This is a genomic window from Halarchaeum nitratireducens (assembly GCF_017874695.1).
Lineage (GTDB): Archaea > Halobacteriota > Halobacteria > Halobacteriales > Halobacteriaceae > Halarchaeum > Halarchaeum nitratireducens.
Window position 1 is genome coordinate 142173 of sequence record NZ_JAGIKY010000001.1, and the last position, 13968, is coordinate 156140.

Here is a 13968-nt window from a genome sequence, read left to right on the forward strand (position 1 = left end):
CGCCGGGCGCCATCGCCGTCGGGGCGTCGTCGAGCCCTACTCGTCGGGGTACGCGAGCCCGTCCCAGCCGGGGCCCTCGCCGACGAACTGGTGGTTCGTCTCGCCGCCGATCTCGGACTCGTTCCACTCGATCGGGTCCCAGTCCGGCTCGAAGTTGAGGTAGCCCGGGCCGGCGAAGAACTCGATGCAGAGCCCGCTCGCCGGGTCGGAGACGTAGAGGTAGTCCGCGCTCGTGATCGCGTGCTTACCCGGCCACGCGTCCGGCTCGATGCCGTGCTCGGCGAGCACCTTCCCGGCCTCCCAGAGGTCGTTCAGGCTGTCGAGGTGGTAGGCGAGGTGGTGGAACTGGGGGTCGCTCCCAGCGGGTTCGCGGTGGATCGCGAAGTCGTGCGGGAGCGGCGTGACGGAGAACCACCAGCCCCACGTCTCGTCGTCCTCGGTCAGGTACTTCTCGTTGAGCTGGAAGCCCAGCTCGTCGTGGAGCCAGTCCGCGTGCGCCGGCGAGACGCTGTCCTGCACGTGCGCGTGGTCGATACGCCGCGGGGAGATGCGGTTACCCGAGGCCTCGCTGTAGACGCGGTTCTTCAGACGCGAGCGCTCTCCCTCGGGCGCGGGCGGCTTCTTGACGTCGTAGTAGAACTCGAAGGGGTGACCGAACTTCTCGACGCGGATCGCCTCGCCCTGCCCGGTCTCCTCGCCGGCCTCGACGTACGTCACGTCGTCGCCGTTCGCCTCGAAGGACTCGGCGAGGTCGTCGACGGCCTCCGGCGTCTTCGTGCGGAAGGCGATGTGGTCGACGCCGGTCTGCCCGGAGTCGATGACGGCGAGGGTGTGGTGCTCCCAGTCGCGCAGGCCGCGGAAGTACGCGACGCCGTCCTCGCGCTCCGTGAGCTTGAGCCCCAGCACGTCGCGGAAGAACCACACCGACTCGTCGAGGTCCGTCGTGTGCGTCGCGACGTGTCCGAGTTTGGCGATCGGGGACTCCCACCGATTCATTCGATGCCCCCCCGAAGCGGCCGCGCGGTCGTTCCCCTGATCGTGAACGGATCGCTCCTCACGTCTGTGTTCATCTATCACAGTAGTTCCGACGATCTATAATAAATATTGTGTGTGCGTCGTGAGCGCGAAGCGGCCGAACCCGATCGATTTATCATCGCCGCTCGTGTCCGCCCGGGCATGGACGTGCTACACAGCGCCCTGTGGGTGTCGGACCTCGAATCGACGCTTGAGTTCTACGAGACGGAAATCGGCCTGACGAAATTGAACGAGTTCGAGGGCGGCGACGGCGCGACGAACGTCTATCTCGAAGGCGACAACGGCGTCGTCCTGCAGTTCAAGCACCACCCCGATCGTGACAACGACGAGCCGATCGAGCCGACCGCGCTCGATCACCTCGCCTTCGGCGTCGACGACGTCGACGCGACCGTCGAGCACCTCGTCGAGGAGGCGGGCTGTACGCACGTGCGCGGTCCGCTCGACTCCGAGGGCGCGAGCGCGCGTATCGCCTTCATCGAGGACCCGAACGGCTACGGGATCGAACTGATCGACGACGACGCGTTCGACGACTGAGGCGGACGGCTCAGTCGTCGGCTTCGACGGCGGTTTCCCGTTCTTCCGCGAGGCGCTCCGCGACGTCCGTGATGAGGTCCTCCTGTCCGCCGACGACCTCCATCTCGCCGAGCTCGACGAGGATGTCGCGCGGGTCGACGCCGTAGCGCTTCCCCTCGCGGCGCGCGTGCCGGAGGAACGAGGAGTAGACGCCCGCGTAGCCGAGCATCAGCGAGTCGTTGTCGAGCTCTGGCATCGTGTCCTCGTCGAGCATCGGCAGCAGGACCTCCTCGGCGGCGTCCATCGTGCCGTAGAGGTCGGGGGTGACGTCGTAGCCCGCGCGTTCGAGCGCGCCGACGAGCACCTCCATCTGGGTGTTGCCCGACCCGGCGCCGAGCCCGCGCAGACAGCCGTCGACGGTGACCGCGCCCTCGTCGAGCGCGGCGAGGGTGTTGCCGACGGCGAGTCCGAGGTTGTTGTGCGCGTGGAAGCCCACGTCGATGTCGAGCTCCTCGACGAGCAAGCCGACGCGCTCGCGCACGCCATCGGGGAGGAGCGCGCCCGCCGAGTCCATGAGGTAGACGACGTCCGCGCCGTACTCCTCCATGAGCTGGGCCTGCTCCAAGAGCGTCTCCGGCGCGGCCATGTGCGAGAGCATCAGCAGGCCGTTGGCCTCCAGCCCGCGCTCTTTGACGTACTCGAAGTGATCCTGCGAGATGTCGGCCTCGGTCGCGTGCGTGGCGATCCGGCAGATGTCCGCGCCGTGATCGGCCGCCATGTCGAGCTTCTCGACGGTCCCGATGCCGGGGAGGAGCAGGACGGAGAGTTCGGTGTCGGTGAGCTGGGGGGCGACGGTTTCGAGGTACTCCTCCGTCGAGGCCGCGGCCATCCCGTAGTTGATCGAGGAACCGCCCATTCCGTCGCCGTGCGAGACCTCGACGACGTCCATGTCGGCGTCGTCGAGCGCGCCCGCGATTTCCGCCATCTGCTCGGGCGTGAACTGGTGGTCGACGGCGTGCATGCCGTCGCGCAGCGTCATGTCGACGACGCGCGGTGACTCAGTCATCCTGCTCACCCCCGACGGCCGCCTCGGCCTCCCACTGCTCGGCGACGCGCTCGGCCGCACCGAGCGCCGCGCTCGTCATGATGTCGAGGTTGCCCGCGTACGGCGGGAGGTGTTGGCCCTCCCCCTCCACTTCGAGCTGCGTCGTGAGGATCACGGTGTCGCCGAGGTCGAAACCGACGTCGTCCTGATCCTTGACCGTCGGTTCGAGCGTGACCTCGTAGCCCGGGACGTACGACTGGATCTCCGCGGCGATGTCGTCGACGGAGGCCCGGACCTCGTCGACGTCGATGCTGTCCGAGACCTGGGTGTGGACGGTGTTGCGCATCATGATCGGTGGTTCGGCGGGGTTGAGCGTGATGATCGCCTTCCCGTCGTCCGCGCCGCCGACTTCCTCCAGTCCGGCGGCCGTCGTCTGCGTGAACTTATCGATGTTCTGCCTCGTTCCGGGCCCCGCGGACTTCGAGGCGATGTGCGAGACCATCTCCGCGTACTCGACGTCCGCGACGCGGTCGACGGCGTGCACCATCGGGATGGTCGCCTGCCCGCCGCAGGTGACCATGTTGATGTTGTTCGTCTCGCCGAGGACGTCCTCGACGTTCACGACCGGCACCGTGTAGGGGCCGACGGCCGCGGGCGTGAGGTCGATGGCGAACAGGCCGAGCTCCTCGTACACCGGCGCGTTCTGCTCGTGGACGCCGGCGCTTGTCGCCTCGAAGACGACGTCGAACTCGTCGGCGTGCTCGCGGACGCTGTCGATGCCGTCCGTCCCGACGTCGATCCCCTCGTCGACGGCGGCCTGGAGCCCGTCGGACTCCTCCACGGGGAAGATGCCGATCATCCGCTGGAGGTCGACGCGCTCCCCCCGATCCAAGATCTTGTACATCAGGTCGGTCCCGATGTTCCCGGGTCCGACGATGGCCGCGTCTACGGTCATGTATAAGGTATATTTATGAAGCTTTCTCATAAATCTGCCGGTCACGCGAGACGGCTTGCGCGGGACCGGGCGCGCCGGCCGCCCTCGACGGCGACGAGGGACGACTCGGGGACAGCGGTCGGGAGCGGCCCGCGGCGGTGGCGTGGTCGGGTCCGCACGCGAACGCGGCTGGAGGCCGCGCCGTGGTCGGCGCTAGAACGGGTAGCCGCGGTCCTCGCGCTGGACCGACGTCCACTTGACCTCGGTGAACTCGTCGATGATGTACTCGCCGTTGTAGCGGCCGATGCCGGACTCCTTCATGCCGCCGAAGGGCATGTGGGGCTCGACGTTGACCGGCTGATCGTTGACGTGCATCATCCCGACATCGATCTGGTCGGAGACGTCGCGCGCGCGGCCGAGGTCGCCCGAGTGGACCGAGCCGGCGAGGCCGTACTCGGTGTCGTTGGCGATCTCGACGGCCTCCTCGTCGTCGCTGAAGGGGATGACAGGGACGATGGGGCCGAAGTGCTCGTTGCACGCCGCCGCCATGTCGTTCGTGACGTTCGTGATGACGGTCGGCTCGACGAACAGGCCGTCGGCCTCGCCGCCGGTGAGGACCTCGCCGCCGGCCTCGACGGTCTCCTCGACGTACTCCATCATCTGATCGCGCTGGCTCTCGTTGATGATCGGACCGACGACGACGTCGTCGTCATCGACGGGGTTCCCGACCTTGAGCTCCGCCGCGCGCTCCGCGAGGCGCTCCGCGTACTCGTCGTAGACGGACTCGTGGACGATGTGGCGGTTGATCGAGATGCAGACCTGCCCCTGGTTCCAGAAGGAGCCGAAGGTCCCCGCCTCCACGGCCGCATCGAGGTCGGCGTCCTCCAGGACGACGTGGGGGTTGTTCCCGCCGAGTTCGAGCGCGGGGAACCCGAAGTGGTCGACGACGTTCTTCCCGACGATCCGACCGGCCCGCGTCGAGCCGGTGAACGCCATGACGTCGCAGTCGGGGTGGGAGGCCGCCTGGTCGCCGGCGGTCGCGCCCTCGCCCGGAACGACGTTCAGGACGCCGTCGGGGAGGCCGGCCTCCTCGAAGAGGCGCGCGAGGAGCAGGCCGCCGGAGATGGACGTGTCTTCGGCGGGCTTGAGGACCACGCTGTTCCCCGTGGCGATCGCGGGCGCGACCGCGCGGAACGAGAGCTTCAGCGGGACGTTCCACGGCGAGATGACGCCGACGACGCCGACGGGCTTTCGCTCGACGATGTTCTCCTTGCCGGGGATCTGTGACTGCGCGTGGCGGCCGTCGGCGCGATACGCGTACTGCGCGGCGTCGTAGCCGAAGGAGACGGAGCCGCCCCACTCGATGTCCTGCTTGGACTTCGCGCTGCCGCCCTCGGCGGCGAGGATCTCGCGGACCTCGTCCTCGTACTCTTCGAGGAGCTTGGCGACGGTGCGGACGACGGACGCGCGCTCCTCCAGGGGCGTGTTCTCCCACTCGACTTGCGCCTCCTTCGCGGCCGCGAACGCCTCGTCGACGTCGTCGCGCGAAGCCGCGGGGACCTGCGTGATGACCTCGCCGGTGGACGGGTTGGTCACGTCGATGCGCTCGCGCCCCTCTAGGCGGCGCCACTCCCCGTCGATGTAGGCGGCGTTCCAGTCGGCGTCCAGTGCGATCTCGCTTCCCTCCACGGTCGGGGCTGCGTCACTCATCTTCGTGTTCACACGTCGGATCTCACGCATATAGGGATACCGGAAGGAACGGTTCGGGTCGACTGACGCGGACGGTACGATTAAGTAGTGGCTCCGGCCACTGTGCCGTATGGCTCTCAGCCAGTCGGAGCTCGACGAGCTCGCCGACACACTCTACGAGGCGTACGACACCAAAGACCCCATCGAGCCCCTCAGCGACGAGACGGAGTTCACCACCGAGGAGGCCTACGAGATCCAAGCGCACGTCTTCGATCGAATCAGCGACGGCGGCACGCTCGGCCACAAGCTCGGTCTCGTGAGCGAGGCGAAACAGGAGCAACTCGGCATCCCCGAACCCATCTTCGCCCCCGTCGTCGAGGAGACCCTCCTCGAGGGGCCGGTCCAGGTCGACGAGATGATCTCGCCGCGGATCGAGGCCGAGATCGGTCTCGTCCTCGGCGAGGACCTCGAAGCGCCGGTCACGCCGCTCGACGTCGTCACGGCCACCGACGCGGTCGTCCCCGTCGTCGAGATCCTCGAAAGCCGCTTCGCCGGGTGGGCCATTCCGTCCGCGCAGGACGTCATCGCCGACCTCACCTCCGCCGGGGGCGTCGTCCTCGGCGAGTCGATGAGGGACCCCTCCGAGGTCGATCTCGTGATGGAGAGCATCGCCGTCTCCGTCAACGGAGAGCTCGAATCCTCCGGCATCGGCGGCGACATCATGGGCAACCCCGCGCGCGCCGTCGCGTGGCTCGTCAACCGCCTCGCCGATCGCGGCGAGAAGATCGAGGCCGGCGAGCTGATCATGACCGGCGGCATCCCCGCCGCCATCGACATCGAACCCGGCGACGTCTACGAGATCGAGTTCGCCACCATCGGCTCGATCTCCGTCCGCGCCGAGTGATCCCTCTCAGCCGTCGTAGCGGTATTTGAGGTCGAGAGCGAGCTCGTTCGCGGTGCTCTCGACCTCCCCGACGATCGCCTCGTCGAACCCCTCGTTCCCGAGCCGTTGCGTCGGCGCGGAGATGCTGATCGCCCCGAGGATCTCGTCGTCGAGGCGGATCGGCGCGGCGATGCAGGCCAACCCCTCCGTGCGCTCCTCGTGGTCGGTCGCGTAGCCGCGCTCGCGGATCCGATCGAGCTCCGCGTGGAGTTCCGCCCGGTCGGTGATCGTGTTCTCAGTCTCCATGGGGAGCCCCCACTCGTCGACGATCTCGTCGACGCGCTCCCGATCGAGGTACGCGAGGATCGCCTTCCCGACCCCCGTGTAGTGCAGACGGATGCGGTAGCCGACGTGCGTATCGAGGTTGACCGCGTAATCGCCGCGCGCCTGGTAGAGGTAGACGCCGCGCCCGTTCTCCTCCGTGACGAGGTTCGTCAACATCCCCGTGTCGGCGGCGAGCTGATCGGCCTTCGCGCGCCCGTAGCGATAGAGCGGCGTTCGCCCGCGGGTGTGTCCGCCGAGCGTGAGGAACTGGAGGCTCAGCCGGTACTCCTCGCCGTCCTTCGTGACGTAGCCGTGCTCGCGCAGGGTGCTCAGGTGGTTGTGCACCGCTCCCTTGCTCAGTCCCTCGACGCCGACGAGGTCGCGGATCCGCGCACCGTCCGCCTCGCGCAACCGCTCGATCAGCGCCAGCGACTTCTCGGTCGTCCGGACGGGGTGGTTCGCTTCCTTCGCCATACCGGACCCCAGACGCCCCGCGCGTAAATAGGTTGTTTTCCGTGTGAAAACTCGGGTGGGTTCGCGTCTCAGTTCTCGCCGACCCGCGTGGTCACGGACCCGATGGAGGTGAACTCCGCGGTGAGGACGTCGCCGGCCTCGATGTCGAGCGCGGGCGTGAGCGAGCCGCTGAGCACGAGGTTCCCGGCCTCGATTCGCTGATCCATCTCGTCGAGCGTGTTCGCCAGCCACGCGACGGCGCGCGCGGGGTGACCGAGAACGGCGCTCCCGACGCCCGCGTCCGCGACGGTGCCGTTCCGATAGAGCTTGACGGCCTCGAGCGAGAGATCGAGGCCGTCGACGGGCGTCAGGGTCTCGCCCGTGAGGTAGAGCGCCGAGGAGGCGTTGTCCGCGACCGTGTCCTCGATGTCGATGTCCCACTCGCGCACGCGGCTGTCGATGATCTCCAGGACGGGGAGGACGCCGCGGGTCGCCTCTAACACGTCGAGGTACGTCACCGGCGGCTCCAACGTCTCCGCCATGAGGAAGCCGACTTCGGGTTCCACGCGCGGCTCGATGAGGTCGCCGGCGGGCACTGCTCCCTCCTCGACGAACATCGTGTCGAGCAGCCGCCCGAAGTCGGGTTCGTCGACGCCGAGTTGGGTCTGGATCCCCTCGCTCGTCAGTCCGACCTTGTGGCCGACCACGGACGCGCCGTCCGCGACGTGGCTGTCGACGACGCGGGACTGGATCGCGTACGCGTCCGACACGTCGAAGTCGTACTCGTCCGTCAGCTTCGCCACCGGCTCGCCGCTCCGATACGCCTCGTACAGCGACGCCGCGATGTCGTCGATGGTCCGATCGTCGAGTGTCACGATCTATCAGAGACCCGCCGTCCGCAAATACGTTTGTGGTCGCGTCCGCGACAGTGCGTTTTCTCATCCAAAACGATTCTCGGAGCCAATTCATTACGGGTATATCTATGTAAAAGACGGCCGTCGGTGCCGCGATCCGACGGCTCGAACCCGGTATCGCGGCGTTCGTCTGTCGATCCGAGGATCGACGACCACCGGCGTTTTCTCCTACAAAACGACTCGTCGCCGTCCTGATCGGCACGTCGCCGTCGCTCCTCGCACGGTCGGGGTGGACACGAACACGGACGCGGCGAAAAAGCGACCGCGAGCGCGGGTCGACGAGCGGCGGGTCTCAGCCGCTGGTGGCGGCGTCGTCGCTCTCGTTCCGCCCCGCGACGTACGACTTGAGAGAGCCGTAGATCCCGTCGGGGAGGAAGATGACCACGAGGATGATGATGACGCCCTCGACGGTCGTCGCCAGACCGCCGAGCACGCTCGTCAGTCCGTTGTCGATGACCATGAAGACTACCGTCCCGAACAGCGGACCGGCGACCGTCCCCATCCCGCCGAGGATGACGATGACGAGCGTATCGACGGTCCACGTCACCGCGAGCGTCGAGGTCGGATTGATGTAGAGGGAGTTCAGCGCGTACGCCGCCCCCGCGAGGCCGGCGATGAACGCCGAGATGAGGAAGGCGTACATCTTGTAGCGCAGGGGATCGACGCCGAGGCCGCTCGCCGCGGTCTCGTCGTCGTGGATCGCGCGCATCCCGAGGCCGAGGCGGCTGTTCACCACGAGGTAGACGCCGACCGTGGCGAGCGCCGCGACGACGACCGTGAGGAGGTACGTCGGGACCTCGCCCATCCCTGCGTTGAGGTAGTAGCCGGTCGACCCGCCGCTGATCGAGCGCTTGTCCGTCAGGACGAGGCGGATGATCGCCGCGAGCGCGAGCGTCCCGATGGCGAAGTAGTGTCCGCGCAGGCGGAACATCACGGGCCCCGTCACGAGCGCGACGAGCGCCGCGCCGACGCCGCCGAGGACGAGCGCGACGATCGGATGCGAGAGCGGGACGGGGATCGCGGGGAGTCCCGCGGCCGCCGGCGTCGTGAGCCACGCGGCGACGTACGCCCCGAGGCCGAAGAAGGCGGCGTGCCCGAGCGAGATCTGCCCGGCGTAGCCCGCGAGCAGGTTCCACGAGACGCCGAGCATCAAGAAGACGAGCGCGGTCATCGCCAGTCCCGTGTAGTACGGCGTCGTCACGAACGGGACGACGAGCATCGCCGCGAGCACGACGAGCGAGGCCGCGACGGTCCGCTTCGAGGACGGGACGCCGAGCGTGAAGCGCTCGGTCCTCATTCGCCACCACCCCCGGTTCCGAAGAGCCCCTCGGGCTTCAGCAGGAGCACGAGCAGGAAGATGGTGAACGTCATCACGTCGCGGTAGCTCCCGCCGAGGAACAGCGCGGTGACGTTCTCGGCCGTGCCGAGGATGACGCCGCCGACGAGCGTCCCGATGATGCTTCCGACGCCGCCGAGGACGACCACGGCGAAGGACTTCAGGAGGTACGACCAGCCGACGTAGGGGTCGATCGGGAACAGCATCGAGAGCAGCGACCCCGCCGCCCCGGCCAGCGCCGCGCCGACCCCCATCGTCAGCATGTAGATCCGGTCGGTGTCGATCCCGACGTACCGGGCGGCCGCCCGGTTCTGCGATGTCGCGCGGATCGCGTGCCCCGTCGAGGTGTATTCGAGGAACAGCCACGTCAGGACGACGAGCAGGACGGCGACGACGAACGTCACCGTCCGCGACGGGGAGAGCAATACCGGACCGAGGTCGATCCCGCCGATGCCGAGCGTCAACTCGGTGGACTGCGCGTCCGAGCCGAGGAAGTGCTGGCCGAGGTTCTGGAAGACGAGCGCGACCCCGAACAGCACGAGGATCGGTTGCTCGATCCCCTCGTCGACGACGCGTTCGAGCAGGGCGCGCTGGAGAACGATCCCGATGACGAACAGCACGAGCATCGCGGCGAGCATCCCGACGAGCGGTGAGAGGCCGGCCATCGTGAACAGGACGATGGCCACGTAGCCCCCGAGCATCAGCAGGTGGCCGTGCGCGAGGTTGACCACGTCCATGATTCCGAAGATGAGCGAGAGCCCCAGCGCGGCGAGCGCGTAGATCCCGCCGAGGAGGACGCCGTTACTGACCGTCTGTGCGAGGAGGTCGATTGATACCATGAGTTCGTTGGGTGGTGTCGGTCTGCGTGGTGAGTCGGCGGTACTGCGGGCGGTCCGCGGTCGCGGACGTGGGTTCCGGCGATGTTCGCGGTGCGTGTGGTGAGTTCACGTACTACTCACCAAGATAGGAGGCCTCGACGCGCTCGTCGCCCGCGAGCTCCTCGGCGCTCCCGGAGAGCTCGATCCGGCCGCTCTTGAGGACGTACCCCCGGTCGGCGACGCGCAGCGCGTTGTGGATGTCCTGCTCGACGAGGAAGACGGTCGTCCCCTGCTCGTTGATCCGCTGGATGGCCTCGAAGACGTCGTCGACGAGCACGGGGGCGAGCCCGAGACTCGCCTCGTCGAGGAGGAGGAGGTCGGGCTCGCTCATCAGCCCGCGCCCGATGGCGAGCATCTGCTGTTCGCCCCCGCTGAGCGTCCCGGCGCGCTGGCCCGCGCGCTCTTCGAGTCGCGGGAAGATCTCGTAGACCCGTTCGAGGTTCTCCCCCATCGCCCCGCGGTTCGTGTACGCCCCGAGTTCGAGGTTTCGTTTGACCGTGCTGTCGGCGAAGATCTCGCGGCCCTCGGGGACGTGCGCGATCCCCCGTCTGACGGCCTCCTCGGGGGCGATCTCGGTGATCGACTCGCCCCCGTAGACGATGTCGCCGTCGAGTGGCGAGAGCACGCCGCAGATGGTCTTCAGGATCGTCGTCTTCCCCGCACCGTTCGCGCCGAGGAGCGCGACCGTCTCCCCGGCGTCGACGGAGAAGTCCACGTCCCAGATGACGTGGATGTCGCCGTACGCCACGTCGAGGTCCGTGACGTCGAGAAGGGCCATCTACGCCTCGCCCCGCGCCGGGCCCTCGCGCCCCGCGCTCGTCCCGAGGTAGGCCTCGATCACCTGTTCGTCGTTCTGGATCTCCGTCGGCGTCCCCTTGGCGATGAACTCGCCGTTGTTGAGGACGAACACGCGCTCGCTGACGTTCATCAGCGCCCGCATCACGTGGTCGATGAGGAACACCGTCTTACCGCGCTCCTTGATGTCGCCGATGAGGGAAACGATCTCCTCGGTCTCCTCGGGGTCGAGGCCGCCCGCCACCTCGTCGAAGAGGAGGATGCCGGGGTCGGTTGCGAGCACGCGCGCGATTTCGAGGCGTTTGAGCGCGCCGACGCTGAGTTCGGTCGGCGTTTCGTGGGCGCGCTCGGCGAGGCCGACGAACTCCAGTGCCTCGTACGCCCGTTCCTCGACGTGCTCCGGGCGTCGACCGCCGAACTCGGCACCGACCTCGACGTTCTGGAGGATCGAGAGGTTCTCGAACGGGCGGACGATCTGGTGGGTCTTCACGAGCCCCTCGTGGCAGATGTCGTGCGGGTCCCACCCGGTGATGTCCGTCCCGTCGTAGTGGACGCTTCCCTCCGTCGGCGCGTGCGATCCGGTGATCACCTTGAAGAGCGTGGACTTCCCGGCCCCGTTTGGACCGATCAGTCCGACGGTCTCCCCCTGCTCGATCTCGAACGAGACGTCGTCGAGCGCGACGATCCCGCCGAATCGCTTTGTGACTCCACTACAGTTCAACAATGACATGGACTATCGTGAGAATATGGTTTCCCCAGTATAAACCTATCCCACTCGTGGTCGATCGATCATGTCGTTTCTCGAATCGTGGAATCGTACGACCGGCCCGGTGCGATGAGAGAGCAGTCGATTTATCGAAATGTATCGTGATGTGTGTATTCGATTCATCTCACGAGCTCGTGCCACGTCGATCGGACTGGCCGCGTCGGGTCAACCTCGGCCTCCCGACCCGATTGACGATCGCGGTGACGGGGGCTCTCACCTCGTGTCGGACCGTGAAACGACTCATTCCGGATCGCGGTTCTTCGAGAACCGATCCCGCTCTCCGGCGCTCCGCGCTCTCGACGACTGACTGTGGTGTCGAACTCACTCTCCTCGACTATCTCATTTTCATCAACTATATCTGTAATTTTCTTAGATTAGTAACTATATGTACTACCGTATTCGACCGGCGCCTCGCAGGCGCTCGCGTCGTCGCTCGCGGACGGCCCGCCCCGCGGTGCGTCGGTGGTCCAACGTTTATGCGGCCGGCCGCGTACGGGTCCGTATGAGCGACGGTAGCGACGGCGGCGACGGTGACGGTGACGGCCCGCAGTGGCGGGTGATCGGCGAGGAGCGCCGCTCCGGGCCGCTCACGATGGCGCTGGAGGAGGTGGCGGCCGAGACGGCCGTCGAGGGCGGTCCAGCGACCGTCCGCGTCTACCGGTGGCCGGACACCCTCTCCCTCGGCGTCGCGCAGGACGCGGCGAGCGTGGACTGGGCGTCCTGTCGGCGCGCCGGGATCGACGTGACGCGCCGCCAGACGGGCGGCGGCGGCATCTATCACGACGCCGTCGGCGACATCTCGTACAGCGTCGTCGCGCCGAGCGACGCCGTCGCCAGCGACCTCTTGGAGAGCTACCGCGACATCTGCGGGCCGATCTTCGACGCGCTCTCGGACCTCGGCGTCGACGCCGACTTCGTCGGGGAGTCCCGGGACGCGATCTACGACCCCGCCTGCTACCTCCGCGGGCTCAACCCCGCCCACGATGTCGTCGGCCCCGACGGGCGGAAGCTCAGCGGAAACGCGCAGTACCGGCCGCTCGACGCCGTCGTCCAGCACGGCTCCATCTCGTTCACGCGACGCGCGGAGCGCCACTGCGACTGCTTCGACGCGGCCCTCGACCCCGACGCGTTCCGCGAGCGCGTCGGCGCGATCGACGACTACGCGGACGTCACGCGCGGGGACGCCGTGGACGCCCTGCTGTCGTCGCTCGCGTCGTGGGCGGACGCCGACGAGGGGTCGTGGACCGCGGCCGAACTCGACCGGGCGCGCGCGCTCGCCGACGCGAAGTACGGCGCCGAATCGTGGGTGCGCCACCGCGAGGGGTGATCGAACGGAGACAGGTATTAGTAACTCTCCGTGTTCGGTGGAGGCATGGAGTCTCGCGCGCGGAAGCCGGATTGGCTACGGATCCGTCCGCCCGGCGGCGAGCGGTTCGCGGAGATCGAGGGCGTCCTCGACGATCACGACATCACCACGGTCTGCGAGGAGGCCAGCTGTCCGAACCGCAGCGAGTGCTGGAGCGGCCGCGACGGCCCGGGGACGGCGACGTTCATGCTGATGGGGCGTCGCTGCTCGCGCGGCTGTAACTTCTGCGACGTCGCCACGGGCGGCATGGAGCCGCTCGATCCCGACGAACCCGCCGAGGTCGCCGCCGCCGTCGCGGAGATCGGTCTCGACTACGTCGTCCTCACGTCCGTCGACCGCGACGACCTCGACGATCAGGGCGCGGCGCACTTCGCGCGGACCGTCCGCGAGATCAAGCGCCGCGACCCCTCCGTCCTCGTCGAGACGCTCATTCCCGATTTCCGGGGCGAGGAAGCGCTCGTCGGCCGGATCGTCGACGCCGGCCCGGACGTGATCGCGCACAACGTCGAGACCGTCGAGCGCCTCCAGCGCCCGGTCCGCGACCCCCGCGCGGGCTACGCGCAGTCCCTCTCCGTCCTCCGGCAGGTCGAGCGCGAGTCGGACGTCTACACGAAGACGTCTCTCATGCTCGGCGTCGGCGAACGCGACCACGAGGTGTACGAGACGCTCGTCGACCTCCGCGACGCCGGCGTCGACGTCGTCACGTTCGGCCAGTACCTCCAGCCCTCTCCGAGCCACCTCGACGTCGAGACCTACGTCCACCCCCACAAGTTCGAGACGTGGAAGGCCGTCGCGGAGGAGGAACTCGACTTCCTCTACTGCGCGAGCGGCCCGATGGTCCGCTCGTCGTACAAGGCGGGCGAGCTGTTCGCGTCGGCGCTCATCCGCGACGGCGCGTCCGTCGCCGAGGCCCGCGAACGCGCCGAGCGCGCACGTACTGACTGATACGATACCGTACCGGAGATCCCGGCCCGACCGCCCGAGATCCCCACCCGACGCTCCAAACCTTTAGGGCGGCTCGCGCGGTCGTCTCGGCC

General features: G+C 67.9%; 14 protein-coding genes. 4 read left to right on the forward strand and 10 right to left on the reverse strand.

Features of this window, described 5'->3' with window-relative positions:
* Nucleotides 1-36: 36 nt before the first annotated feature.
* The gene (locus J2754_RS00670) at nucleotides 37-996 is read right to left on the reverse strand and encodes a VOC family protein (protein ID WP_188877196.1); all 960 of its coding nucleotides are present in this window, start codon (nucleotides 994-996) and stop codon (nucleotides 37-39) included.
* 180 nt (nucleotides 997-1176) lie between these two features.
* Here J2754_RS00670 and J2754_RS00675 point away from each other — a divergent pair, with 180 nt between their 5' ends.
* The gene (locus J2754_RS00675; RefSeq protein WP_211086397.1) at nucleotides 1177-1569 is read left to right on the forward strand and encodes a VOC family protein; all 393 of its coding nucleotides are present in this window, start codon (nucleotides 1177-1179) and stop codon (nucleotides 1567-1569) included.
* A 10-nt stretch (nucleotides 1570-1579) separates the two neighbouring features.
* Here J2754_RS00675 and dmpG read toward each other — a convergent pair whose 3' ends face one another.
* The 3 genes from dmpG to J2754_RS00690 form a co-directional block, all read right to left on the reverse strand.
* Complete coding sequence (dmpG, locus tag J2754_RS00680) at nucleotides 1580-2614, reverse strand: 4-hydroxy-2-oxovalerate aldolase (protein ID WP_211086398.1); 1035 nt, start codon at nucleotides 2612-2614, stop codon at nucleotides 1580-1582.
* Nucleotides 2607-3548 (reverse strand): acetaldehyde dehydrogenase (acetylating), encoded by a 942-nt coding sequence (locus tag J2754_RS00685; protein WP_188877192.1) that lies wholly within the window; start codon nucleotides 3546-3548, stop codon nucleotides 2607-2609. The genes dmpG and J2754_RS00685 overlap by 8 nt, the downstream gene beginning before the upstream one ends.
* Before the next feature lie 192 nt (nucleotides 3549-3740).
* The gene (locus tag J2754_RS00690; protein ID WP_188877190.1) at nucleotides 3741-5237 is read right to left on the reverse strand and encodes an aldehyde dehydrogenase family protein; all 1497 of its coding nucleotides are present in this window, start codon (nucleotides 5235-5237) and stop codon (nucleotides 3741-3743) included.
* A 109-nt stretch (nucleotides 5238-5346) separates the two neighbouring features.
* On the opposite strand from J2754_RS00690, the gene J2754_RS00695 reads away from it, so the two are divergent.
* The gene (locus J2754_RS00695; RefSeq protein ID WP_211086399.1) at nucleotides 5347-6120 is read left to right on the forward strand and encodes a 2-keto-4-pentenoate hydratase; all 774 of its coding nucleotides are present in this window, start codon (nucleotides 5347-5349) and stop codon (nucleotides 6118-6120) included.
* A 6-nt stretch (nucleotides 6121-6126) separates the two neighbouring features.
* On the opposite strand, the gene J2754_RS00700 is transcribed toward J2754_RS00695, so the two are convergent.
* From J2754_RS00700 to J2754_RS00725, 6 genes are all read right to left on the reverse strand, one after another.
* Nucleotides 6127-6897, reverse strand: coding sequence for an IclR family transcriptional regulator (locus J2754_RS00700; RefSeq protein WP_211086400.1), 771 nt, complete (start codon nucleotides 6895-6897; stop codon nucleotides 6127-6129).
* Between the two features lie 68 nt (nucleotides 6898-6965).
* Nucleotides 6966-7751: a 2-keto-4-pentenoate hydratase gene (locus tag J2754_RS00705; RefSeq protein WP_188877186.1), complete on the reverse strand. Its 786-nt coding sequence runs from the start codon at nucleotides 7749-7751 to the stop codon at nucleotides 6966-6968.
* A gap of 331 nt (nucleotides 7752-8082) precedes the next feature.
* On the reverse strand, nucleotides 8083-9087 hold the full coding sequence (locus J2754_RS00710; protein WP_211086401.1) for a branched-chain amino acid ABC transporter permease: 1005 nt from the start codon (nucleotides 9085-9087) through the stop codon (nucleotides 8083-8085).
* Nucleotides 9084-9965, reverse strand: coding sequence for a branched-chain amino acid ABC transporter permease (locus tag J2754_RS00715; RefSeq protein ID WP_188877184.1), 882 nt, complete (start codon nucleotides 9963-9965; stop codon nucleotides 9084-9086). Before J2754_RS00715 ends, J2754_RS00710 begins: the two co-directional genes overlap by 4 nt.
* A gap of 112 nt (nucleotides 9966-10077) precedes the next feature.
* On the reverse strand, nucleotides 10078-10782 hold the full coding sequence (locus tag J2754_RS00720) for an ABC transporter ATP-binding protein (protein ID WP_188877183.1): 705 nt from the start codon (nucleotides 10780-10782) through the stop codon (nucleotides 10078-10080).
* Nucleotides 10783-11529 (reverse strand): ABC transporter ATP-binding protein, encoded by a 747-nt coding sequence (locus J2754_RS00725; protein ID WP_211086402.1) that lies wholly within the window; start codon nucleotides 11527-11529, stop codon nucleotides 10783-10785. It lies immediately after the preceding gene.
* Between the two features lie 538 nt (nucleotides 11530-12067).
* On the opposite strand from J2754_RS00725, the gene J2754_RS00730 reads away from it, so the two are divergent.
* Nucleotides 12068-12892 carry a lipoate--protein ligase family protein gene (locus J2754_RS00730; protein WP_188877181.1) on the forward strand — a complete coding sequence of 275 codons (825 nt, stop codon included), beginning with the start codon at nucleotides 12068-12070 and terminating at the stop codon, nucleotides 12890-12892.
* Nucleotides 12893-12937: 45 nt separating this feature from the next.
* Nucleotides 12938-13876, forward strand: a complete 939-nt coding sequence (lipA, locus tag J2754_RS00735; protein ID WP_188877180.1) for a lipoyl synthase — start codon at nucleotides 12938-12940, stop codon at nucleotides 13874-13876.
* Nucleotides 13877-13968 lie beyond the last annotated feature (92 nt).

Coding starts and splice junctions, on each gene's coding strand:
- J2754_RS00700 (WP_211086400.1), bottom strand. CDS start 6,897: ATGGCGAAGGAAGCGAACCACCCCGTCCGGACGACCGAGAAGTCGCTG.
- J2754_RS00720 (WP_188877183.1), bottom strand. CDS start 10,782: ATGGCCCTTCTCGACGTCACGGACCTCGACGTGGCGTACGGCGACATC.
- dmpG (WP_211086398.1), bottom strand. CDS start 2,614: ATGACTGAGTCACCGCGCGTCGTCGACATGACGCTGCGCGACGGCATG.
- J2754_RS00710 (WP_211086401.1), bottom strand. CDS start 9,087: ATGAGGACCGAGCGCTTCACGCTCGGCGTCCCGTCCTCGAAGCGGACC.
- J2754_RS00695 (WP_211086399.1), top strand. CDS start 5,347: ATGGCTCTCAGCCAGTCGGAGCTCGACGAGCTCGCCGACACACTCTAC.
- J2754_RS00725 (WP_211086402.1), bottom strand. CDS start 11,529: ATGTCATTGTTGAACTGTAGTGGAGTCACAAAGCGATTCGGCGGGATC.
- J2754_RS00730 (WP_188877181.1), top strand. CDS start 12,068: ATGAGCGACGGTAGCGACGGCGGCGACGGTGACGGTGACGGCCCGCAG.
- J2754_RS00715 (WP_188877184.1), bottom strand. CDS start 9,965: ATGGTATCAATCGACCTCCTCGCACAGACGGTCAGTAACGGCGTCCTC.
- J2754_RS00685 (WP_188877192.1), bottom strand. CDS start 3,548: ATGACCGTAGACGCGGCCATCGTCGGACCCGGGAACATCGGGACCGAC.
- lipA (WP_188877180.1), top strand. CDS start 12,938: ATGGAGTCTCGCGCGCGGAAGCCGGATTGGCTACGGATCCGTCCGCCC.
- J2754_RS00690 (WP_188877190.1), bottom strand. CDS start 5,237: ATGAGTGACGCAGCCCCGACCGTGGAGGGAAGCGAGATCGCACTGGAC.
- J2754_RS00670 (WP_188877196.1), bottom strand. CDS start 996: ATGAATCGGTGGGAGTCCCCGATCGCCAAACTCGGACACGTCGCGACG.
- J2754_RS00675 (WP_211086397.1), top strand. CDS start 1,177: ATGGACGTGCTACACAGCGCCCTGTGGGTGTCGGACCTCGAATCGACG.